The sequence below is a fragment of the Hydrogenophaga taeniospiralis genome (assembly GCF_020510445.1).
Taxonomy (GTDB): Bacteria; Pseudomonadota; Gammaproteobacteria; order Burkholderiales; family Burkholderiaceae_C; genus Hydrogenophaga.
In genome coordinates this window covers 4,462,884-4,483,932 of the sequence record NZ_JAHBAG010000001.1, presented here as the reverse complement: position 1 = coordinate 4,483,932, position 21,049 = coordinate 4,462,884, and the positions used below count along the sequence as shown (strand labels likewise).

Annotated in this window: 21 protein-coding genes; 11 read left to right on the top strand and 10 right to left on the bottom strand. The window is 66.5% G+C overall.

Features of this window, described 5'->3' with window-relative positions; translation table 11 throughout:
- Positions 1–3: 3 nt before the first annotated feature.
- Entirely contained in the window at positions 4–1,770 is a 1,767-nt protein-coding gene (locus KIH07_RS21450) for a bifunctional protein-serine/threonine kinase/phosphatase (RefSeq protein ID WP_226493899.1), read from the top strand.
- A gap of 62 nt (positions 1,771–1,832) precedes the next feature.
- Here KIH07_RS21450 and KIH07_RS21445 read toward each other — a convergent pair whose 3' ends face one another.
- Positions 1,833–2,456: an FMN-binding negative transcriptional regulator gene (locus KIH07_RS21445; protein ID WP_226493898.1), complete on the bottom strand. Its 624-nt coding sequence runs from the start codon at positions 2,454–2,456 to the stop codon at positions 1,833–1,835.
- Positions 2,457–2,545: 89 nt separating this feature from the next.
- Between KIH07_RS21445 and KIH07_RS21440 the strand changes: the two genes are divergently transcribed.
- From KIH07_RS21440 to KIH07_RS21420, 5 genes are all read left to right on the top strand, one after another.
- Positions 2,546–4,051 carry a PLP-dependent aminotransferase family protein gene (locus tag KIH07_RS21440; protein WP_226493897.1) on the top strand — a complete coding sequence of 502 codons (1,506 nt, stop codon included), beginning with the start codon at positions 2,546–2,548 and terminating at the stop codon, positions 4,049–4,051.
- A gap of 324 nt (positions 4,052–4,375) precedes the next feature.
- A complete protein-coding gene (locus tag KIH07_RS21435; protein ID WP_226493896.1) occupies positions 4,376–4,867 on the top strand; it encodes a hypothetical protein in 492 nt (163 codons plus the stop codon).
- Positions 4,868–4,982: 115 nt separating this feature from the next.
- Entirely contained in the window at positions 4,983–5,492 is a 510-nt protein-coding gene (locus KIH07_RS21430; protein ID WP_226493895.1) for a hypothetical protein, read from the top strand.
- A 38-nt stretch (positions 5,493–5,530) separates the two neighbouring features.
- Positions 5,531–6,058, top strand: a complete 528-nt coding sequence (locus KIH07_RS21425) for a DUF2314 domain-containing protein (protein WP_226493894.1) — start codon at positions 5,531–5,533, stop codon at positions 6,056–6,058.
- Positions 6,059–6,314: 256 nt separating this feature from the next.
- Positions 6,315–6,785, top strand: a complete 471-nt coding sequence (locus KIH07_RS21420) for a BON domain-containing protein (RefSeq protein WP_226493893.1) — start codon at positions 6,315–6,317, stop codon at positions 6,783–6,785.
- A 78-nt stretch (positions 6,786–6,863) separates the two neighbouring features.
- Here KIH07_RS21420 and KIH07_RS21415 read toward each other — a convergent pair whose 3' ends face one another.
- Positions 6,864–7,157, bottom strand: a complete 294-nt coding sequence (locus KIH07_RS21415; protein ID WP_226493892.1) for a hypothetical protein — start codon at positions 7,155–7,157, stop codon at positions 6,864–6,866.
- 150 nt (positions 7,158–7,307) lie between these two features.
- The gene (serA, locus tag KIH07_RS21410; RefSeq protein ID WP_226493891.1) at positions 7,308–8,570 is read right to left on the bottom strand and encodes a phosphoglycerate dehydrogenase; all 1,263 of its coding nucleotides are present in this window, start codon (positions 8,568–8,570) and stop codon (positions 7,308–7,310) included.
- Between the two features lie 202 nt (positions 8,571–8,772).
- On the opposite strand from serA, the gene KIH07_RS21405 reads away from it, so the two are divergent.
- On the top strand, positions 8,773–9,072 hold the full coding sequence (locus KIH07_RS21405) for a hypothetical protein (protein ID WP_226493890.1): 300 nt from the start codon (positions 8,773–8,775) through the stop codon (positions 9,070–9,072).
- Positions 9,073–9,154: 82 nt separating this feature from the next.
- Here the strand turns inward: KIH07_RS21405 and KIH07_RS21400 are convergent, their stop codons facing one another.
- The 7 genes from KIH07_RS21400 to cobA all read right to left on the bottom strand — a co-directional run bounded on the left by KIH07_RS21400 (position 9,155) and on the right by cobA (position 17,028).
- On the bottom strand, positions 9,155–9,448 hold the full coding sequence (locus KIH07_RS21400; protein ID WP_226493889.1) for a hypothetical protein: 294 nt from the start codon (positions 9,446–9,448) through the stop codon (positions 9,155–9,157).
- Positions 9,449–9,520: 72 nt separating this feature from the next.
- Positions 9,521–10,735, bottom strand: coding sequence for an MFS transporter (locus tag KIH07_RS21395; protein ID WP_226493888.1), 1,215 nt, complete (start codon positions 10,733–10,735; stop codon positions 9,521–9,523).
- Between the two features lie 406 nt (positions 10,736–11,141).
- Positions 11,142–11,954, bottom strand: coding sequence for an ABC transporter ATP-binding protein (locus KIH07_RS21390; RefSeq protein WP_226493887.1), 813 nt, complete (start codon positions 11,952–11,954; stop codon positions 11,142–11,144).
- 104 nt (positions 11,955–12,058) lie between these two features.
- The gene (gene ntrB / locus KIH07_RS21385) at positions 12,059–13,006 is read right to left on the bottom strand and encodes a nitrate ABC transporter permease (protein ID WP_226493886.1); all 948 of its coding nucleotides are present in this window, start codon (positions 13,004–13,006) and stop codon (positions 12,059–12,061) included.
- Positions 13,007–13,148: 142 nt separating this feature from the next.
- Entirely contained in the window at positions 13,149–14,435 is a 1,287-nt protein-coding gene (locus tag KIH07_RS21380) for a CmpA/NrtA family ABC transporter substrate-binding protein (RefSeq protein ID WP_226493885.1), read from the bottom strand.
- A gap of 375 nt (positions 14,436–14,810) precedes the next feature.
- The gene (locus tag KIH07_RS21375; protein WP_226494787.1) at positions 14,811–16,082 is read right to left on the bottom strand and encodes a nitrate regulatory protein; all 1,272 of its coding nucleotides are present in this window, start codon (positions 16,080–16,082) and stop codon (positions 14,811–14,813) included.
- A 97-nt stretch (positions 16,083–16,179) separates the two neighbouring features.
- Positions 16,180–17,028, bottom strand: a complete 849-nt coding sequence (cobA, locus tag KIH07_RS21370; protein WP_226493884.1) for a uroporphyrinogen-III C-methyltransferase — start codon at positions 17,026–17,028, stop codon at positions 16,180–16,182.
- Between the two features lie 248 nt (positions 17,029–17,276).
- On the opposite strand from cobA, the gene KIH07_RS21365 reads away from it, so the two are divergent.
- From KIH07_RS21365 to KIH07_RS21350, 4 genes are all read left to right on the top strand, one after another.
- The gene (locus KIH07_RS21365; protein ID WP_319004858.1) at positions 17,277–18,962 is read left to right on the top strand and encodes a cytochrome D1 domain-containing protein; all 1,686 of its coding nucleotides are present in this window, start codon (positions 17,277–17,279) and stop codon (positions 18,960–18,962) included.
- Positions 18,963–19,098: 136 nt separating this feature from the next.
- Positions 19,099–19,413 carry a c-type cytochrome gene (locus KIH07_RS21360; protein WP_226493883.1) on the top strand — a complete coding sequence of 105 codons (315 nt, stop codon included), beginning with the start codon at positions 19,099–19,101 and terminating at the stop codon, positions 19,411–19,413.
- Positions 19,414–19,423: 10 nt separating this feature from the next.
- The gene (locus tag KIH07_RS21355; protein ID WP_226493882.1) at positions 19,424–19,768 is read left to right on the top strand and encodes a c-type cytochrome; all 345 of its coding nucleotides are present in this window, start codon (positions 19,424–19,426) and stop codon (positions 19,766–19,768) included.
- Positions 19,765–21,039 (top strand): cytochrome D1 domain-containing protein, encoded by a 1,275-nt coding sequence (locus KIH07_RS21350; protein ID WP_226493881.1) that lies wholly within the window; start codon positions 19,765–19,767, stop codon positions 21,037–21,039. Before KIH07_RS21355 ends, KIH07_RS21350 begins: the two co-directional genes overlap by 4 nt.
- The last annotated feature ends 10 nt before the right edge of the window (positions 21,040–21,049 follow it).

Genomic DNA, 21,049 nt, shown 5'->3' with positions numbered 1-21,049 from the left:
CGCATGGCCTTTCATATAGATATTGGCTTTGTCTGCCAGACCGGCCGCAAAGAGAAGAACGAAGACTTCTGCGCCGCCATGCTGCCGCCCGCAGGGCAGGAAGACATGGGCTCCATCGTCGCCATCGCCGACGGCGTGAGCACCGGTGGCATGGGCGGCGAGGCGGCGCAGACGACGGTCACCAGTCTGGTGCGCAGCTACCACGACACGCCCGAAACCTGGGACACCACCGTCGCGCTCGACCGCATCATCGGCGCGCAGAACACCTGGCTCACCGGCACCAACCACCGCCGCCAGCCCGCCATGGGCCTGACCACGCTCACGGCGCTGGTGCTGCGCGGTCAGTCGTACACCGTGGCCCACGTGGGCGACTCGCGCTGCTACCTGCTGCGCGAAGGCCAGACCCTGCTGCTCACGCACGACCACGTCGTGAACCACCCCGACATGCGCCACCAGCTGCTGCGCGCCGTGGGCCTGGAAGACCACCTCGTGGTGGACTACCTGCAGGGCGACCTGCAGGTGGGCGACACCTTCGTCATGCTCACCGACGGCGTGCACGGCAAGCTCTCCGAGCGCCGGATCGCCGAGTGCGCCGCCCCCGCCGGGCAGGCCGCAGGCGCCCAGCCCGCCGCCGAGCGCCTGGTGGCCGAGGCCCTGGCCGCCGGCAGCGACGACAACGTCACCGCCATGGTGGTGCGCGTGCGGGGTCTGCAAGGCCCCAACCTGCAAGACGCCGGCCGCGCCGCCCAGAGTCTGCCCGTGCCGCACAAACTCAAAGTGGGCGAGAGCATCGACGGTCTGACCGTCACCGCCACCGTGGCCGACAACGGCATCAACCTGCTCTACCAGGTGCGCGACCCGCAGACCCAGACGCTCTACGCCCTGAAAACACTGCACCCCGCGCGCGCCCACGACCAGGACGAGCGCGCCATGCTCGCGCACGAAGCCTGGCTCGCCAAACGCATGATGTCCTCGCGCGCGGCCGGCCACCTGGTGGCCATCCACGACCACCTGCCCAACCGCCTGCCGCGCAGCGCCTGCTACCTGCTGTACGACTGGCACAGCGGCGAAACCCTGCAGCAACTGCTGGACCGCCAGCAAAAGCTCGGGCCGGGGCAGGCCGTCAGCGTCGCCATGCAGACCCTGCGCGTGCTCGGCCTGCTGCACCGCCAGGGCGTGATCCACCGCGACATCAAACCCGCTAACCTGCACCAGGGCGACGACGGCGTGCTGCGCGTGCTCGACCTCGGCGTGGCCCTCACCGGGCGCGAGCCCGAGAGCATGCGCCGGCTGCACGCCGGCACCCCCAGCTTCGTCAACCCCGAGCAGTGGGGCCACCACGGCAAGGCCGCGGGCGGCAGCGCCACCGAAGGCGAGCCCGAACTGCCCGACGCCCAGAGCGACCTGTTCGCGCTCGGCGTCACGCTCTACCAGTTGCTCACCGGGAAGTTGCCCTACGGCGAGGTGCTGCCCTACCAGGTGGGCCGCTACTACCGCGACCCCACCGCCCCCAGCCGCCACAACCCCGAAGTGCCCATCTGGCTCGACCACGTGCTGCAGAAGGCCGTGGCGCGCGACAAGTCGCTGCGCTTCGAGACTGCGGAGGAATTCCTGCTCGCGCTGGAGCGTGGCGCCTCACGCCCGCTCACCGTGCCCCCGGCTTCGGCGTTGCTGCAGCGCGACCCGACCATGCTGTGGAAACTGCTGCTGGGCTTCAGCGTGCTGTTCAACCTGCTGCTGGTGTACTGGCTGCTGTTCTTGCCGAAGTAGGGCAAAGCGTTCGTCTCCTTGCGGTGAACCGGTAGGCGATGAACGGCATGCTGCGGCGCGTCTCAGCCGCTTGAACGCATCAACTGCGCCAGCTCGCCGTGGCCGCGTTCGGCCAGGGTGTCGGCGGCCTGGAGGCGGTCGCGGGTGTCCTTGTTCTGGCTGAGCTTGGACTTGCCCACCAGCGAGGTGATGGCGATCTCGATGCCCACGATGTGGCGCAGCAGGCCGTCGATGAACCCAGGCTCGGAGTCGCCCATCTTCCAGGGCCGGGGTTCGGCCGTCTCGTGCTTGCGCGTCAGGCGCGCCACCAGGCCACGCACGAAGCGCTCGTCGTCGCGCACGGTGAGGATGCCGTGGGCGTGCACCACCTCGTAGTTCCAGGTCGGCACCTGGCGGTGCGCCTCGTGTTTGCTCGGGTACCAGTTGGGGGAGATGTAGGCCTCGGCGCCGCGAAAGACCACCATCACCGCAGACCCGGTGGGGCAGCGCTGCCACAGCGTGTTGGCGCGGGCCACATGCGCCAGCAGCGCACCGTGCGTGCCCGCGGCCGGGTCGAACTCGAACGGAAGGTGGTCGGCGTCCAGGCCTGCGTCGCTCTGCGTGACCAGCACGCCCAGCGGGTGTTCTCGGACGATGCGTTGCAGTTCCTCGGGCCGGGTCTGTGCAAAGTGCGGTGGGATGTACATGGTGAATCGGTGGGGCAGTGTGTGGTTGATCGGGCACCACTGTGGCGCGCAACCGGCACAATGAGAAGAACCAGTTTTCTGCGATTTATATGGGCCAGATTTCCAACCCGCCAGCCAGCCCTTCGACCCACCGCAGCGGCGCCACCGGGGCCGGGCGCCGCATCTACAACCTGCTGCGCGCCCAGATCGCCGACGGCACGCTGCCACCCGGCGCCCGGGCGCCGTCCACGCGGGCGCTGGCGGCCGATCTGGGCGTCTCGCGCACCACCGTCACCGCCGCCTACGAGCAGCTCGCGGCCGAAGGTTTCCTGCTCACCGCCACTGGGCGGGCGGCCCGCATCACCGGCCCGCTGGCGCCACCGGCGGCGCCCGCGCCGGGCCGGCACGCCCGGCGTGCGCCCGACCTGTCCGGGTTCGGCCGCCGCGTGGCGGGCATGGTCCAGCCGGCACCGCCGCCCGCCGAGCCGGCCCGCATCGACTTCCTGTACGGCGCCGTGGCCTCGCGCGACTTTCCCGCCCTGGTCTGGCGGCGCGCCTACCAGGCCGAGCTGCTGCGCCGACAGCCCAGCCTGTGCTACGGCGCGCCCGAGGGCGACCCGGCGCTGCGCCGCGCCCTGCAGGGCTACCTGCGGCGGGCGCGAGGGCTCGCCTGCGACCCCGAACAGATTCTGGTGGTGCACGGCTCGCAGCAGGCCATCGACCTGTGCGCCCGGCTGCTGCTCGACCCGGGCGACGCCTTCGTCTTCGAGGAGCCCGGTTACCCGATGGCACGGCATTGCTTCGAGGCCACCGGCGCCAAAGCGCTGCCCACCCCGGTGGACGAACACGGCCTGCAGACCGCCAGCCTGCCCGGGGATGGCGTCGCCCGCCTGGCCTACGTGACGCCCTCGCACCAGTTTCCGCTGGGCGGCGTGTTGCCCATCGGCCGGCGTGTCGAGCTGCTGCAATGGGCGCAACGGCAACAGGCCTGGATCGTCGAGGACGACTACGACGGCGAGTTCCGCTACGGCCAGCGCCCGATCGACGCGCTGCAATCCATCGACACCGATGGCCGCGTGATCTACGTCGGCACCTTCTCCAAGGCCCTGTCGCCGCAACTGCGGCTCGGCTACCTGGTGTTGCCACCCGAGCTGGTGCCCGTGTTCCGCCAAGCCAAGCGGCTGGCCGACCGCCACGCGCCCTTGCTGGAACAACGCGTGCTCGCGGCCTTGATCGAGAGCGGGGCCTACGAGCGCCACGTGCGGCGGGTGCGGCGCGAGAACGAGCGGCGCCGCACCGCCCTGCTCGACGCCATCGCGCGCCACCTGCCCGCCGAGGCCCACGTGTCAGGCGCCGCGGCCGGGCTGCACGTGGTGCTGTGGCTGCCCTTTCTGCGGCCGCAGGACGAGCCCGCGCTGGTGGCGGCCGCGCGCGCCGAAGGCGTGGGGATCTACCCGGTGTCTGCGCTGTATGCCCGGCCAACGGCGCACGGACCGGATCGGCCAGCGGGCCTGACCCTGGGCTACGCGAGTCTTGGCCTCGACCAGATCCAGCAAGGGGTTCGCACCCTGGCCAGGGTGATCACCGGGCTGGGCGGGGGGCGAAGAGATGGATAAGGCCGTGCTGCGCGCGGGTGGCGCGTTGGCTGGGCGGCTGCTGCTCGTTGCGTGATGGGCAGCGAATTGGAGGCTATAGTGTTTGCAACGAATCAATTCCCGCTGCCGATTCCACTGGCGCGGCGACGGGGCGGGATCGGCGACTGGCTTTATGGGGTGGCAAAGATATGTGCGGAAATACAGTTCCTTCAAAGAACTGCTCGCGTCAAGAGGTGAAAGATGCGCTTCGGCCTGCCGTGGGCTTGCGCTGGCTCGTGTTTATCCAGTCGTCCGGCCTGGTTTTTCCAGATTAGACCAACTACATTATGTTAGACCTAATTCATCATGTCGCCGATCAATGATCGCCTAGAGGTTTTGAAGCAGATTGCTCAGATCCTATCGGCCGTTGCCATTCCTGTCATACTGGCGCTGATTGGCTATTCTGTTCAGAGCTCTTTGGCCGATGCTGGCCTCAAGAAGGACTACGTGCAGATGGCGCTTGGAGTTCTGAAGGAACAGCCCACGAAAGAGAACGAGCAACTTCGCCAATGGGCCATTGCCGTTCTTGACAAAAACTCCCCTGTGACTATTCCCGCCAGCCTAAAGTCTCAGTTGGTGAAGTCGACGCCCTTCGATTTTTGGGTTCGTCCTGAAGATTTCAAGCCTGAAGTGAAGATTGAATGCCGGCCGGTTCCCAGCGCGGAAGTTCTGGAATGGCTGATTGAAAATGAACCGACTCGATACTCACGTTGTCCGAATGGTCAGGTGGGTATCAGGAGCCTTGACTATGGCAAGCTCTTCAAGAATTCTTATGTTCGGGCGCCAGCTTCAAAGTAGGGGCGCCGTGAGGTTTAACGTGTCAATCGACACGGACCCACAATAGAAAGAAGTGGCTTCGCCGAAAGTTGTCGCGGGTCGGTCATCTTCACACTATTCATCTTTGGAGTCATAAATGGATATCCCAAACGATACCGCTGAACTGACGAAGTTATTTCATAAACTTGGGGCGCAAGATTCAGAGTCGTGGGCCAAATCACAAATCAGAGAGGGCATTCCACAGCTTCAGCGATATCTATTTCTGCGACAAGCATGGAAACATGTTCTCCAGGAAAATGACGGAGTCTGGGTAGGCAGTCAAATCCAGGAGTCGGAACGCTACCCAACGGGGCCATACGCAGGTGTTGGAGCCGCGTTGAAACGCGCAGTTGCCAACGGAACCTCAACACAAGATCTGATCGATATTGCTCGCGGTGCCCAGGCGGAATTGTTGTTTCAGTTCTGCAGCCTCCTCGACGACCCTGGATTTTCAGAGCCGGAGCTTGAAGGCTTCGCATGGGGGCTTTTTGAAGTTGACGAAAACGACAACCCGATTCCACCCCGCATTGGAAGTCTCTATGAGTCCGTACTGGCAACCGACCCAACGGGTCGAGAGATGCGCCCAAGAGGAAGTACGAATGTATAAAACGGCCGCCAACCGGACGTCAAACGGTGGGCTCCTTCATGCTCGTTGATCCTGGCATCCTCATCGCCATCGGCTGTGTCGTGGCCGTCTGGCTGTTTGTGCGTTGGCGCGCGTCCCGGTCAGAGTTCCCGCCCATGCACACCAGCCCGGATGACCCATTGATGATCGACGCGCTTGAAAAGGCGAAGCAGACCCGGGGACAGTTCCTCGGCCTCGCCCGCGCCGCCAACGAGAGTTTGGTCGTCAAGCTTCGGTTCGTCAGCAACTCCAACCAGGTTGAACACCTTTGGGCGGAAGTGCTGGAAGCCCTCGACGACGAGGAACTCAGGGTTCGTCTGGTCACAAAGCCGGTGACACATGCCGGGCATCTCGATCGCATCTACCGTTGCAGCGTCGACGACGTCGAAGACTGGCAAGCGCTCGACGATCAGGGAAAGATTCTCGGAGGCTTCACCCAAAGAGCCATGTTTGCCATCGCCCGCCGCGATGGAGTCAAATTGCCCAAAAAGTTGCTGGCCCTTGAGCAAGAGTACCAAGACGCCTCTCAGGTCACTTCTCTGAATTGATCGACTTGCATGCGACTTTTGAGCGACCGGAGTTGTTCCGTTTCGTGGACAGAACCGCCCCGGTTTTTCGGCCCGCAGTGGGTGGCCAAAACGGTCAGCACAAGGTGGGCGTGCAGTGGAGACTGTGTTGGGCTCAACGCCATGGCCACCCAGAAGACCGCTCTCATGTGCCAGCCCGTGGCTGGCCATGGGGCTTTTGCGCAGCTTCGTTAGACCTCGATTGGCTCGCTCGTTGCGCTCAACCGCCGCAGCAGCGATGCTGGCCTTCCCGGTCGCCTTGGGCGCGTCCACACACGAACACGACTTGCGCAATTGGTTCGGCGATCCGTTCTTCAAGATTTCGAGTGCCGTCGCAGATTGCCCGGAACCCGCTGGCCCTCGCGTCACGGAAGCTGAGCGCCAGGCGCAATCGCATCGCCGCGCCGAGAAGGGCACCACTTGCTGGCTGGCCAAGGAGTGCGAGCGCCCGAACGCCTACGCCTATGACCGCGACATCGCCGAGAGCATTCAGGCTGCCGTTCGAGAGCGTTTGCCGTTTCCGAACACGTCGCTCTGGGTCACCGTTCAGGGGCGCGTGGTCTACGTCGAAGGTTGCGTGTCCCATGCGGCGCAAGCTGCCGAGATCGAGGCCTTCATCCGAATGCTCCCTCACGTCCAGCGGGCCGTTGCCATCGTCACGGCCAGCCCCCGCGCCAAGTCACCGTACCGGCTCTTTCGGCCCCGGTAGCCGGCCGTGAAAGCGGGGGGCCTCTCCATTCACCCGCCGTGACCCCCCCCGCCCTGCGGCCTCGGCCAACAACCCCGCTCAATTCCCCTGCATCGGCTGAAACCGGTCCGCGCGGTCCACCAGGCTGCGCATCTGGTCGGCCGCGTGGATGGTGAGCGTGTGGGGCGTGTAGCCTGGCCGGGGTGAGATGTAGCTGGCCATTTCGCGGGCCAGGGCCTGCTGCCGGGGTGTCGCGTCGGCCAGCAGGGCGACAACCATGTTTTCCAGGGCAATCACGCGCATGCGCAGTTGCACCAGCTCGGTGTTGGTCAGGTCGGGTTCATCGCCCGGCGCGGTGCCGGGGGCGGCGGTGGGGTGCATGGGCTCGGACATGGGTGGCTCCTGCTGGTGGGTGCGCGGTGTGGCGCCAGGGTCATTGTCGGATCGTGCGGTTGCGGTGCAACCCGGGTCTGTGCGCTGGCGCTCCTGGGGCTTTTTGTTGTTGGCTGGCCGGCGGGCGCGTGGGCGCCGTGCCGGCCGCTTTCAAAACAGCACGCGGCTGCGCAGGGTGCCGGGCACGCGCGCGAGTTCGGCCAGCGCCAGCTCGGAGTGCGCGGCGTCGATGTCCATCACCACGTAGCCCACGTCTTCGCGCGTCTGCAGGTACTGCGCGGCGATGTTGATCTGGTGGTCGGAAAAGATGCGGTTGATGCTGGAGAGCACGCCGGGCACGTTGCGGTGGATGTGCAGCAGGCGGTGTTTGCCGGGGTGCGCGGGCAGGGCCACTTCGGGGAAGTTGACGGCCGATGTGGTGGTGCCGTTGTCGCTGTACTTCACCAGTTTTTCCGCCACCTCGATGCCGATGTTTTCCTGCGCCTCCAGCGTGGAGCCGCCGATGTGGGGCGTGAGGATCACGTTGTCCAGGCCACGCAGGGGCGACTCGAACACGTCTTTGTTGCTGTGCGGCTCTTCGGGGAACACGTCGATGGCGGCGCCGAGCAGGGCCTGGCTCTTCAGCGCGCTGGCCAGTGCGTCCACCTGCACCACGGTGCCGCGCGAGGCGTTGATGAGCACGGCGCTGGGTTTCATGCGCGCGATCTGCGCCGCGCCGATCATCCACTGCGTGGCGGGGGTTTCGGGCACGTGCAGGCTCACCACGTCGGCGGTGGCCATGAGTTCGTCCAGGCTGGTGAGCGGCCTGGCATTGCCCAGCGGCAGCTTGGTGGCGGTGTCGAAAAACACCACTTTCATGCCCAGCGCTTCGGCCAGCACCGAGAGCTGCGTGCCGATGGCGCCGTAGCCCACGATGCCCAGCGTCTTGCCGCGGATTTCAAACGAATTGCTGGCCGACTTCAGCCAGCCGCCCCGGTGCGCCACGGCGTTCTTCTCGGGGATGCCGCGCATCAGCAGAATGGCCTCGGCCAGCACCAGCTCGGCCACCGAGCGGGTGTTGGAAAACGGCGCGTTGAACACCGCCACGCCACGCTCGCGTGCCGCGGCCAGGTCCACCTGGTTGGTGCCGATGCAGAAGCAGCCCACGGCGGTGAGGCGCTGGGCGTGGCTCAGTACCTCGGCGCTGAGCTGGGTGCGCGAGCGGATGCCGACGAAATGCGCGTCGGCGATCTTGGCCAGCAGCTGGTCGTCGGGCAGGGCGCCGGGCAGGCTTTCGATCTGGCTGTAGCCCGCCGCGCGCAGCACCGCCACGGCCGAGGGGTGAATCCCTTCCAGCAGCAGGAAGCGGATCTTGTTCTTGTCGGTCGATGTCTTGGGACCGGGCGGGGTGGGGGTCGTGGTGGCGTCGTTCATGGTTGACAAATATAGTCGGATTAAAGCGCCGGGCCAAAGCACTGGGTCCTTTGAGGTTTTCGCCGGCCTTTCGCGCGGGGCGCCGGCCAGGCCCGGGGCCGTGCGCCCCGATGCCTCGCGGGCGGTGCCCGTAAAATCGCCGGCCCCGACGATCCGTCTGCGTGTGCAGCGCCCGTCTCTTGCCACCACCACAGGAAATTCCATGCGTTATTCGGTCTCCCACCACAAGCTCAACCTGGTGCTGTCGGCCCACGGGCTCAAACCCGGTGATGCCGGCGGCATCGACAAGCTCTTTGGTGGCACCGATGGCTACTACTGGTTCGGCACCCTGCGCGACCTCTGCCCGCCGGGCAAGACCATCACCTGGGAAAGCCAGTATGAGATGGTCAACACCATCCAGGCGCACGAAAACGCCACGGCCCTGGAAGACGAGATGAAGCCGCAAGTCCCCAGCGCGGCGAACATCGCGGCGTTGTCCAAGCTGCTGGGCGACCCGATCTGAGTCAGGCGCTGCGCGCGCCCACCTGTGGGGAAGCTGTCGGTGTGCGGTTCCCGCTTGGGTCGCTCGGCGATGGCGCTGCGGTTCAGCGCAGCCGGCCGATGTAGTTGTTCCGTGAGGAGGCGGGCGGCTCTTCAGCGGGCGGGGGGCTGGCGTTTGCGGGCGCCGGCGGCGTGGCGGTGGGTGTGTTCAGGCCCATGGCTTGTTGCAGCTGCAGTCCCACCAGCAGCAACTCTTCGTCTTCGGTGTCCAGCGTGAGGGCCAAGCACTGGCGGGCGTAGGCCGCGTCGGTCACGAATTGCATCACGTCGAAGGGTTTGCCTTGCCGCCCGGACAGTTTGCGGAACTTGGCGAGCAATTGGAGCGTGGCTGGATTCATGTGAACTCCCTATGTTCGTGGATGGCGCTGAAGGGGGGCCAGGTGCTGGCGCCCCTTGTCTGCTCCGCCGAATCACGCGCTGCGCGCGCGCCCACCTTTCTCAGCCCAGGTCCGTGTCCAGCGCACTTGCATCTTGCGCATCACGGCGAGCATCAGCAGCGAGAACACTGCCATCACGATGAAGCCGGTGAGGAAGCTGTCGGTGTGCTGTTTGGACTGGCCCATCATGGCCGGCACCAGGCCGCCACCCAGGGCGCCGATTTCGCCGATCATGGAGCCGGCCACGGCCGTGGAGGTGGGCCAGCGCAGCGGCACCAGCTGGAACAGCGCACCATTGCCCGCGCCCAGCGCGGCGAAGCAGACGATCAGCAGCAGCGTGGTCAGCACGATGGAGTGCGCCGACAGGCCCACGCCCACCAGCGCCACCGACACCACCACCAGCACCACGGTGAGCGTGTTCACGCCGCCCCAGTGGTCGGAAATCCAGCCGCCGAAGACGCGCACCACCGAACCCATCAGCGCGGCCAGCATGGTGAGCTGGCCGGCTTGCACCTTGCTCACGCCGAACTGGTCGTAATAGTAGGTGGGCAAAAAGGTGGTGATGCCGATGAAGCCGCCGAAGGTGACGATGTAGATCATGCTGAACACCCAGCCGTCTTTTTCCAGCAGGCAGTCCAGGTGCTGGCGCAGGCCGGCGTGCTGGTCGCGGTCGGGCGGCTCCTTGGCCATGAAGGCCACCACCAGCATGGGCACCAGCGAGGCGATGGCCGCGAAGCCGTACACCGTCTGCCAGCCGTAGGCCTGCGCCAGCGGCGGGGCCAGCAGCGCGGCGATGGCGGTGCCGCCGTTGCCCGCACCCACCAGGCCCATGGCCAGCCCTTTGTATTTGGGCGGGTACCAGCCCGAGCCCAGCGACATGGCCACGCCGAAACTGGCGCCCGCCACGCCCAGCAGCAGGGCCATCTTGAGCATGTCGTCGTAGCTGCTCACGAAGAAGTAGCCGTACGACATGGTGAAGCAGATCAGCGCCAGCTCGACCAGGGTGGCCGTCTTGCGGCCCACGTACTGCGCGAGCAGGCCGAGCGGAAACCGCATGATCGCGCCGGCCACGATGGGGATGGACAGCAGCAGACCCTTCTGGGCCGGCGTGAGGTTGAACTCTTCGCTGATGAAGGGCGCCATCGCGCCGTTCATAACCCAGATCACGAACGAGAACGTGAGGTAGAAGAACGCGGCAAACAGGGTGGGTGTGTGCCCGCTTTTCAGGAACGTACGGAAGCCCGCCATGGCTTGGACCTTTTGTGAGAGAGGGGTGGGGAATTGAAACCCATGCCGCGGCCCCGTGCCAGGCGGCAAGGTGCCATGGATGGGGCGCTGCAGATCGCCCAGGGCGGGCGAATCGGAGCATCGAGCAAGGCCTTCGTTAGCCTTGTGCACTGTTCAGCAAATTCCATGCCCGTCTCGTGGGCGTTGGCCAGGCGGTGGATGCGGGTTTTTGCACCATGGCGGTGATACCCGTCCCGCCATGCGTGAAAAAAGGGGCATGCCCGAAAGCATGCCCCTTTTTGGGTTGGCGAAAGACGCCCTTCCGGCGTGAAATGCCTGGCCCAGGATGCGGTGGAACCGGCTTCGCCGGGCCACACGCATCGCCCCCTGGAGGGGGTCGCGCGAAGCGCGGCGGGGGTGGGGCAATTCAGGCTACCTTCTCCACGTGGGCCTGGCGCGTGTAGAGGAAGTCGATCACGGCCTTGCGGTACTGCTGGTACTGCGGGTCGTCGGCCAGGGCCACGCGGTTGCGCGGGCGCGGCAGGTCCACCGCCAGCACTTCGCCGATGGTGGCGGCCGGGCCGTTGGTCAGCATCACGATCTTGTCCGATAGCAGCACGGCCTCGTCCACGTCGTGCGTCACCATGACCACGGTGGCCTGCGTGGCGGCCACGATCTCCAGCAGCTCGTCCTGCAGCTTGGCGCGGGTCAGCGCGTCGAGCGCGCCGAAGGGTTCGTCCATCAGCAGCACCTTGGGCTCCATCGACAGCGCCCGGGCAATGCCCACGCGCTGCTTCATGCCGCCGGAAATTTCACCGGGGCGCTTCTGCGCCGCGGCGGTCAGGCCCACCAGGGCCAGCGCGGACTCGGTGCGGGCTTTGAGCTGGGCCTTGCTTTCGGTGGCGGCGAACACGCGCTCCACGGCGAGATAGACGTTTTCGAAGCAGGTCAGCCAGGGCAGCAGCGAATGGTTCTGGAACACCACCGCACGCTCGGGGCCGGGGCCGGCGATCTCGCGGTCGGCGCAGAGCAGCACGCCATGGGTGGGCGTGGTCAGGCCGGCGATCAGGTTGAGCAAGGTGGACTTGCCGCAACCCGAGTGGCCGATGAGCGTGACGAACTCGCCCTTGGCCACGGTCAGGTTGATGTCCTTGAGCGCGGGGAACAGACCTTTCTTGGTCTTGAAGGTTTGTTCGACGTGCTGGATGTCGATGTACTTGGTCGTCAGGTTGTTGCTCATGGGAAGCTCCTTGTTCGGGGGCCACCGCGGAACCGGCTTTGCCGGGCCGCTGGTGGCGCCCCCTTGAGGGGGTGACGCGCCTTTGGGCGCGGCGCGGGGGTGGGTCAGGCCTTTACCTCTTCAAACGTAAACAGGGTCGCGAGTTTGATCAGGGCGAATTCGAGCATCAGGCCGACGATACCGATGACGAAGATCGCGATGATGATGCTGGAGACGTTGAGATTGTTCCACTCGTCCCAGACCCAGAAGCCGATGCCCACGCCGCCGGTCAGCATCTCGGCAGCGACGATCACCAGCCAGGCCGTGCCCACCGCCAGGCGCACGCCGGTCAGCAGGTAGGGCAGCACGGCGGGGAACAGGATCTTGGTGAAGATCTTCCATTCGCTCAGGTTGAGCACGCGGGCCACGTTCATGTAGTCCTGCGGCACGCGCTGCACGCCCACTGCGGTGTTGATGATCATGGGCCAGATGGAGCAGATGAAGATGGTCCAGATGGCGGCCGGGTTGGCGCCCTTGAACACCAGCAGGCCGATCGGCAGCCAGGCCAGCGGCGACACCGGGCGCAGCAGGCTGATGAGCGGGTTGAACATGCGGCTCAGAAACTCGAAGCGGCCGATGGCGAAACCGGCGGGAATGCCCACCAGCGCCGCCATGCCGAAGCCGATGGCCACGCGCTGCAGCGAGGCCAGCACGTTCCAGCCAATGCCCTGGTCGTTCGGACCTTCGCTGTAGAACGGGTCGGAAAACACCTGCACCGCCTGCGCCCAGGTTTCGGCGGGTTTGGGGATGCCGCTGTTGCTGGTGCTGGCGATCAGTTGCCAGATCAGCACCAGGCAGGCCAGGCCCATGATGGGCGGCAACACCGCCATCCAGAAACCGCGGAAATCACGGCTTGCGGCCGAAGGGCGGGCGCTGACCGCGGCGGGCGTCACGGTGTCGGCGACGGGGGCATTGGCGTGGGGTGCGCTCATGGCTCTTCCAATGGGGCTGGCATGGGAGTTGGCGGGCGGCGCGATGGCCTCCAGCGGTGAATGAAATACGGCGCTGACCATGGTGGATGTCCTTTCAGTGCAATGCGGCGAGAGAGGTGCCTTCATCAATCCAAGAACGCCGCGGAACCGGCTTCGCCGGGCCGCCAGCGTTGCCCCCCTCCGGGGGGTGACGGCCAACGGCCGGCGCGGGGGGCATCAAAGCTCAAGCTTTGATCTTGAATGAGTCGGCGTACTTCGCTGGGTCCTTGCCGTCCCACACCACGCCGTCGATGAACTTGGCGCTGCGCATCTCGGACTTGGGCAGCGGCGTCTTGGTGGCGGCGGCGGCCTGCTTGTAGATGTCGATGCGGTTGACCTGCTTGGCCACGGCCAGGTAGTCGGGGTGGCTCTTGAGCAGGCCCCAGCGCTTGTGTTGGGTGAGGAACCACATGCCGTCTGACAGGTAGGGGAAGTTGACCGCACCGTCGTTGAAGAACTTCATGTGGTTGGGGTCGTCCCAGGTCTTGCCCAGGCCGTTCTGGTAGCGGCCCAGGATGCGCTGGTTGATCGCGTCCACGCCGGTGTTCACGTACGAGCGCTGGGCGATGGTTTCGGCCATCTTGTTTTTGTTCTGCAGGCCGGCGTCGATCCACTTGCCGGCTTCGAGGATGGCGGCGGTCACGGCGCGCGCGGTGTTGGGGTTCTTGGCGACGAACTCGGCCGTGGTGCCCAGCACCTTTTCGGGGTGGTCTTTCCAGATGTCCTGCGTGGTGTTGGCGGTGATGCCGATGCCGTCCACGATGGCGCGGTGGTTCCAGGGTTCGCCCACGCAGAAGCCGTCCATGTTGCCCACGCGCATGTTGGCCACCATCTGGGGCGGGGGCACCACGATGGCACGCGCGTCCTTGAAGGGATCGATGCCGGCGCTGGCCAGCCAGTAGTAGAGCCACATGGCGTGGGTGCCGGTGGGGAAGGTCTGGGCGAAGGTGTATTCGCGCTTTTCGGCGGCCATCAGCTTGGCCAGCGAGGGGCCGTCCACGGCGCCTTTTTCGGCCAGCTTCTTCGACAGCGTGATGGCCTGGCCGTTGTGGTTCAGGTTCATCAGGATGGCCATGTCCTTCTTGGGCCCGGCGGTGCCGAGCTGCAGGCCGTAGATCAGGCCGTAGAGCACGTGGGCGAAGTCCAGCTCACCGTTGACCAGCTTGTCGCGCACACCGGCCCAGCTGGCTTCCTTGGTGGGGATGATCTTCACGCCGTATTTCTTGTCCAGGCCGAGTTCGGCCGCCATCACCACGCTGGCGCAGTCGGTCAGGGGGATGAAGCCGATCTTGACCTCGGTCTTTTCCGGCGCGTCGGAGCCGGCGGCCCAGACGCCGCTGTGGCCCAGGGTGGAGAAGAAGGTGGCGGTGGCCGCACCCTTCTTGATGAAGTCGCGGCGCGAGGCCTGGGCCGGGGTGCCGGCGTCGGCCGGGCTGGCGGCCGCGATCGGGGTGGTGGTGTCTGCGGTCATGTCCAACTCCTTGCTGATGAAAAAAATCGGTGGCCAAAAACAAAACGGCGCCCATTTCCTGGCCTGCGCTGCGCTGGCTGGAAATGGACGCCGTTGTCCTGTGTCTGGGAAGACTTCGGGGTTTGCGCCGCCGTTGGCGCAGATCCCGTTGCTGAGTACTAAGCAGAGACCGTGCCAGGTCTCGGTTTCTGCCCCGGTTCGAGGGAAAGATCTTTGTTATTGAAGGAAAAAAGAGATTCTCGGCGTCACCGGATGTCGGCGAAACGGGGCTGGAATGGGCGGGGACCCGGTGCGGGGGGCTTCAGCTTGGTGCATCGGCCCTGCGGGGGCACGGGTTTTGTGCGCCGCAGCATGGCAGCGCCGTGCGCACCGGTTTCAGCGCCGCCGTTCGGGCAGCACCTCGGCCATGGACAGCACCGCTTCGGCCACGTCGATGAGGCGGCGGTTCTGGTTCATGGCCATCTGGCGCAGGGTCTTGTGGGCTTCGGTCTCGCTCAGGTTGCGGTGCGCCATCAGCAGACCCTTGGCGCGCTCCACCAGCTTGCGTTCGTTGAGGCTGGCGCGCACGGTGTCGAGCTCGTCGCTGATGGCCTGCAGGCGGCGCGCCTGGTCCTGCACCAGGTCGAGGATGGAGCGGTCGAGCTGCGCGCCGTAGCCCTGCGCCGGGCCGGGCCCGCTCACGTGCTCGGGCACCGGGTCGTGAAAGAACGAGAGCGCGTCGGCCGGCTCGGTGGCGGCGGGGTGCAGGCTCTGGAAGGCCAGCAACTCGGCCAGGGCGGCCTGGGTCTTGTGCTCGCACAGGCGCTGCAGGCTGTCGGCGAGCCGGTCTTCCACCGTTTTCATGCGGTCCATGCGCAGGCTGCAGCAGTCGAACCAGGGCTGGCTCTGATTGGCGTCGAGCGCGCTGCCGTGGGGGGCGGTGCACAGCACGCGGCGCATGCGCTCGAGTTCGGCGCGGGCGGACACGGTGTCGCGGTCGGCGCTGGCCCAGAGCGTGGCCAGCTCGTCGCTGGCGAATTCCTTGAACACCTGCAGGCAGCGCTCCTGCGAGTCGATCAGGTGCAGCAGGCGCTGCTGCTCGGCACCGCTGGCCAGGCCGCTGGCGAACAGGGCCGAGCCCGTGGCGCGCTCCTGGCCGGCGAATTCCTTGCCCTGCATGAAGTTGAACAGGGCCACCAGCTGGCGCGAGATGGCGGGGTCGCTGGCGCTGTCGGCGGCTTCGAACACCACCGCCAGCAGGGCGGCGATCAGGCGCACCAGGGCTTCGGTGGATTCGCGCGCCGTCCAGGCCTGGGTGTCGATGCGCTCGCGCAGGGCGGGCAGGGCGTCCAGCCCCTGCAGCGCGTAGGCGATGCGGCTGAACAGGCGCGCGCCGTGGCCCAGGTGCGCGGCCTGGGTGTCCAGGCTGTCGAAGCAGCGGCGCAGCTCGGCTTCGGTGGCCTCACAGTCGGCGATCTGCTGCTGGCGCGGCTCGGCGAAGCGGGTGCCCTGCGAGCCCAGAAACAGGTTGGACAGCCCACGCTCGCGCTGCAGGCCGTGGATCAGCCGGCCGGTCACGTTCACCAGCGCGCTGGTGAGCGAGAGCTGGCGCAGGGCGTCGATCTCGCAGCGCTTGGCGGCGATGAGGAAATTGAGGCCCGATTTCAGGGGCAGGGCGGTGGGGGTCATGCAAAGCGGGGTGCAGCAATATTCGTGCCCCACCGCGGTGCGGACCGTTCGCGCCCCGGTGCGGGCGCCAGGTTTGTCAGCCCAAGGCCGTGGCCAGGGGCGCCTGCTGGCGGGCGGGTTGGGGCGCGAGCTGGGCGCGCAGGCCCACCACGCCACCCACCACGATGAGGGCCGGCGGCTTCACGCCATGGGTCAGCGCGAGCTGGGGCAGGTTGGCCAGGGTGCCGGTGATGCAGCGCTCCTCGGGCAGGGTGGCTTTTTCCACCAGCGCGGCCGGGGTGTGCGCCGGCAGCCCGTGGGCGATCAGCTGGCGGCAGATCTCGGGCAGGTTGTGGACGCCCATATAAAGCACCACGGTCTGGCGGGGACGGGCGAGCATGGGCCAGTCCATGTCGAGGCCGCGCGCGTCGCGGGTGTGGCCGGTGGCCAGCACGAGCGCGCAGGCGTGGTCGCGGTGGGTGAGCGGTATGCCCACCGAGGCGGCGGCGCCCTGCGCGGCGGTGAGGCCGGGCACCACGGTGAAGGGGATGCCGGCCGCGGCCAGCGCCTGGGCCTCTTCGCCACCGCGGCCGAAGATGTAGCCGTCGCCGCCCTTGAGGCGCAGCACCGCGCGCCCGCTGCGCGCGAGCCGCAGCATGAGTTCGATGATCGAGGCCTGGGGCAGGGTGTGGTGCGACGACTCCTTGCCCACGTACACGCGGTCGGCGTCGGGCGGCAGGAAGTCCAGCACGGCCGGGCTGACCAGGTGGTCGTACAGCACCAGCTTCGCGGCCTGCAGGGCCTTCACCGCTTTCAGGGTGAGCAGCTCGGGGTCGCCGGGGCCGGCGCCCACCAGCGTCACCGGGCCGGGGGGGCGGTCGTTGTCGGCGGCGCCGTCCCCGGGCCAGCCCGGGGCCAGCCAGTGGCCGTGTTCCATCACGCTCATGGGGTTCTCTCCTTGTTCTGTGTGTGCCACCCATTGTTCTTGGGGGTAAACCCTGAGTCCTTGAACCAGTTCAAGGACAAGGCGCGCACACCGTCCGACGATGCATGCAGCTCGTTGACCGGCGATGGACAGCAGCCAGGCGAGCGGGTCTGACACCCCTGGAGGGCAGAGGGCCACATCCACAGCTGATCCGAGACGGAGAGAAAAAACCCATGAAACCCACCAAGATCATCCTGAGCTCGCTCGCGATGGCGGCCATGCTGGTTGCCGGCGCCCTGCACGCGCAGGACAAAAAGGGCGTCAGCCAGCCCGAGGCCAACTACCAGGCGGGCAGCTCGCCCATGGGCGCCGAGCCCATGGTGCAGAGCGTGAACCCCAAGGCGCCGCCGATGACGCAGGCCGAGTTCGATGTGGCGCGCAAGGTGTATTTCGAGCGCTGCGCGGGCTGCCACGGCGTGCTGCGCAAGGGCGCCACCGGCAAGCCGCTCACGCCCGACATCACGGTGGGCAAGGGCACCGACTACCTCAAGGTCTTCATCGCCTACGGCTCGCCCGCCGGCATGCCGAACTGGCAGACCAGCGGCGAGATGAGCGAAAAAGAGGTGGACATGATGGCGCGCTACATCCAGCACGAGCCGCCAACCCCGCCCGAGTTCGGCATGGAGCAGATGAAGGCGACCTGGAAGGTGATCGTGCCGCCGGAGAAGCGGCCGACCAAGAAGATGAACAACTTCAACATCACCAACATCTTCAGCACCACGCTGCGGGACACGGGTGAAGTGGCGCTGATCGACGGCGACACCAAGAAGATCATCAACATCGTCAAGACCGGCTACGCGGTGCACATCTCGCGCCTGTCGGCCTCGGGCCGCTATTTGTTCGTGATCGGGCGCGACGCCAAGATCAACATGATCGACCTGTGGATGGAGCTGCCCGACAACGTGGCCGAGATCCGCACCGGCCTGGAAGCGCGCTCGGTGGAAACCAGCAAGTACAAGGGCTTTGAAGACAAGTACGCCATCGCCGGTTCGTACTGGCCGCCCCAGTTCGTGATCATGAACGGCGACACGCTGGAGCCGCTGAAGATCGTGGCCACCCGTGGCATGACGGTCGACAAACAGGAATACCACCCCGAACCGCGCGTGGCCTCCATCGTCGGCAGCCATTACAAGCCCGAGTTCGTCGTGAACGTGAAGGAAACCGGGCAGACCCTGCTGGTGGATTACTCGAACATCGACGCGCTCAAGGTCACCACCATCGGCACCGCGCGCTTCCTGCACGACGGCGGCCTGGACTCCACCAAGCGCTACTTCATGGTGGCGGCCAACAACAGCAACAAGATCGCGGCGGTCGACCTGAAAGAAGGCAAGCTCACCCAGCTGATCGACGTGGGCAAGATCCCGCACCCCGGCCGTGGTGCGAACTTCGTGCACCCGAAGTTCGGCCCCGTGTGGTCCACCGGCCACCTGGGCGACGAGACCATCTCGCTCATCGGCACCGACCCGGTCAAGCACCCGAAGAACGCCTGGAAGGTGGTGCAGACGCTCGCCGGCCAGGGCGGCGGTGCGCTGTTCATCAAGAGCCACCCGAAGAGCCAGCACCTGTATTCGGACACGCCGCTGAACCCCGATCCGAAGCTCTCGCAATCGGTCGCGGTGTACGACATCAACAACCTGGAGAAGGGTTTTGTCGTGCTGCCGATCGCCGAGTGGGCGGGCATCAAGGACGACGGCGCCAAGCGCGTCGTGCAACCCGAGTTCAACAAGGCGGGCGACGAGGTGTGGTTCTCGGTGTGGAGCGCCAAGAACAAGGAGAGCGCGCTGGTCATCGTCGACGACAAGACGCTCAAGCTCAAGGCCGTGATCAAGGACCCGCGCCTGATCACGCCGACGGGGCACTTCAACGTGCATAACACCCAGCACGACGTGTATTGACTCCCCCCTGCGCCGCTGACGCGGCTTCCCCCCGGAGGGGGGAAGGCCCTGGTGGCCCGGCAAAGCCGGTTCCACGGGGCCCCTGGGTGAAGTCACTTCGTTGTTGGGTTGTTTCCTCTTTCATCTGGAGAATTCCATGAAATCTCTTCTTTCTGCTGCTGTGATTGCGGCGTTCGCGCTGACGTCCGGCGCTGCTTTTGCTGACGGCGAGGCGGCTCTGACCAAGTCCGGCTGCATGGCCTGCCATGCCAAGGACAAGAAGCTGGTCGGTCCTGCGTTCAAGGACATTGCGGCCAAGTACAAGGGGCAGGACGTGGCGGCCAAGCTGTTCGAGAAGGTCCGCAAGGGCGGCTCGGGGGTGTTTGGTCCGATTCCCATGTCGCCCAACGGGGCGGACAAGATCGGCGATGGCGACCTGAAGGACGCCATCGCGGTGATCCTGAAGTCCTGATGCGGAAGGCATGACCGTGCGCTTCGCCGTTGTCCTGTCCGCACTGCTGCTGGGGCCTGTGCTGGCCCTGGCACAGACCACACCCGATGCATCGCGTTCGCGCGAGCTGGTGCGCATGGTGCGGCAGGACTGCGGCTCGTGCCACGGCATGCGCCTGACCGGTGGTCTGGGACCGGCGCTGACGCGCGAGGCCTTGGCCGATGTTCCTCTGGACAGCCTGGCGGCCGTGATCTTTCACGGCCGGCCGGGTACCCCCATGCCGCCCTGGCGGGCGATGCTCAGCGAGCCCGAGGCGCGCTGGATCGCACAACGCCTGCTCCAGGGCTTTCCTGAAGAAGCGGTGACAACACCATGAAGCGCCGTGAATGGTTGGCCGCTGCGGCCACCCTGTCTTCTTTCGCAGCGCTCGGCGGTCTGGCGGGTTGCGCCACGCCCGTCTTGCGTGGCACCGGCGACCTCGGCGTGGTCATCGGCCGCGCCAACGGCACGCTCTACCTGGTGGACACCACGGCGCAGGCGCTGATCGGCGAGGTGCCCGGCCTGGGCGACCTGTCGCACGCCTCGGTGGTGTTCTCGCGCGACGGCCTGTTCGCCTATGTGTTCGGGCGTGACGGCGGCCTCACGCAGGTCCACCTGCTGGAGCGGCGCATCACCCGCCGCGTCATGCAGGCGGGCAATTCCATCGGGGGCGCGATCAGCGCCGACGGCACGCTGGTGGCGGCACAGAACTACACGCCCGGTGGCGTGAAGGTGTTCGACGCGCGCACGCTGGAGCTGCTGGCACACATCCCGGCCGAGTACGAACCGGGCAAGCTGTCGCGGGTCGTGGGGCTGGTCGATCTGCCCGGCCGCCGTTTCGCCTACAGCCTGTTCGACGCCCACGCGATCTGGGTCACCGACTGTTCGGACCCGCGCCATCCCAAGACACTGAAGTTCGACAACATCGGCCGCCAGCCCTACGACGCGCTGGTCACGCCCAACGGCCGCCACTACATCGCCGGCCTGTTCGGCGAAGACGGGCTGGCCCAGTTGGACCTGTGGGCAGAAGATTGCCCCCAGGTCAGGGCTGCGCCCAGCCCGCCCCCCGAGGGGGGCAAGGAAACTTGGGGCGGCCCGGCGTTTCCTTGTCAGCCCAAGGTCCGGCGCATCCTCGGCGGCTACGGCAAGGGCCAGGAGCCGCTGCCGGTCTACAAGATGCCGCACCTGCGCGGCTGGGCCGTGGCCGGGCGCCGCGCCTACCTGCCCGCCATCGGTCGCCACGAGGTGCTGGTGGTGGACACCGAGACCTGGGCCGAGGTGGGCCGCATACCCGTGGCCGGTCAACCGGTGTTCGTGATGGCGCGGCCCGACGGGCGCCAGGTGTGGGTGAATTTCGCCGTGCCCGACTACCACCGCGTTCAGGTCATCGACACCCAGAGCCAGCAGATCGTGCGGACGCTGGAGCCCGGCAAGGCGGTGCTGCACATGGAGTTCACACCGCGCGGTGAAGCGGTGTGGATCAGCAGCCGCGACGACAACCGCGTGAGCGTCATCGACACACAGAGCTTCGCCACCCGCGCCCGGCTCGACGTGCCCGCGCCCAGCGGCATCTTCTTCACCGCGCGCGCCGCGCGGGTGGGGTTCTAGATCCATGAGC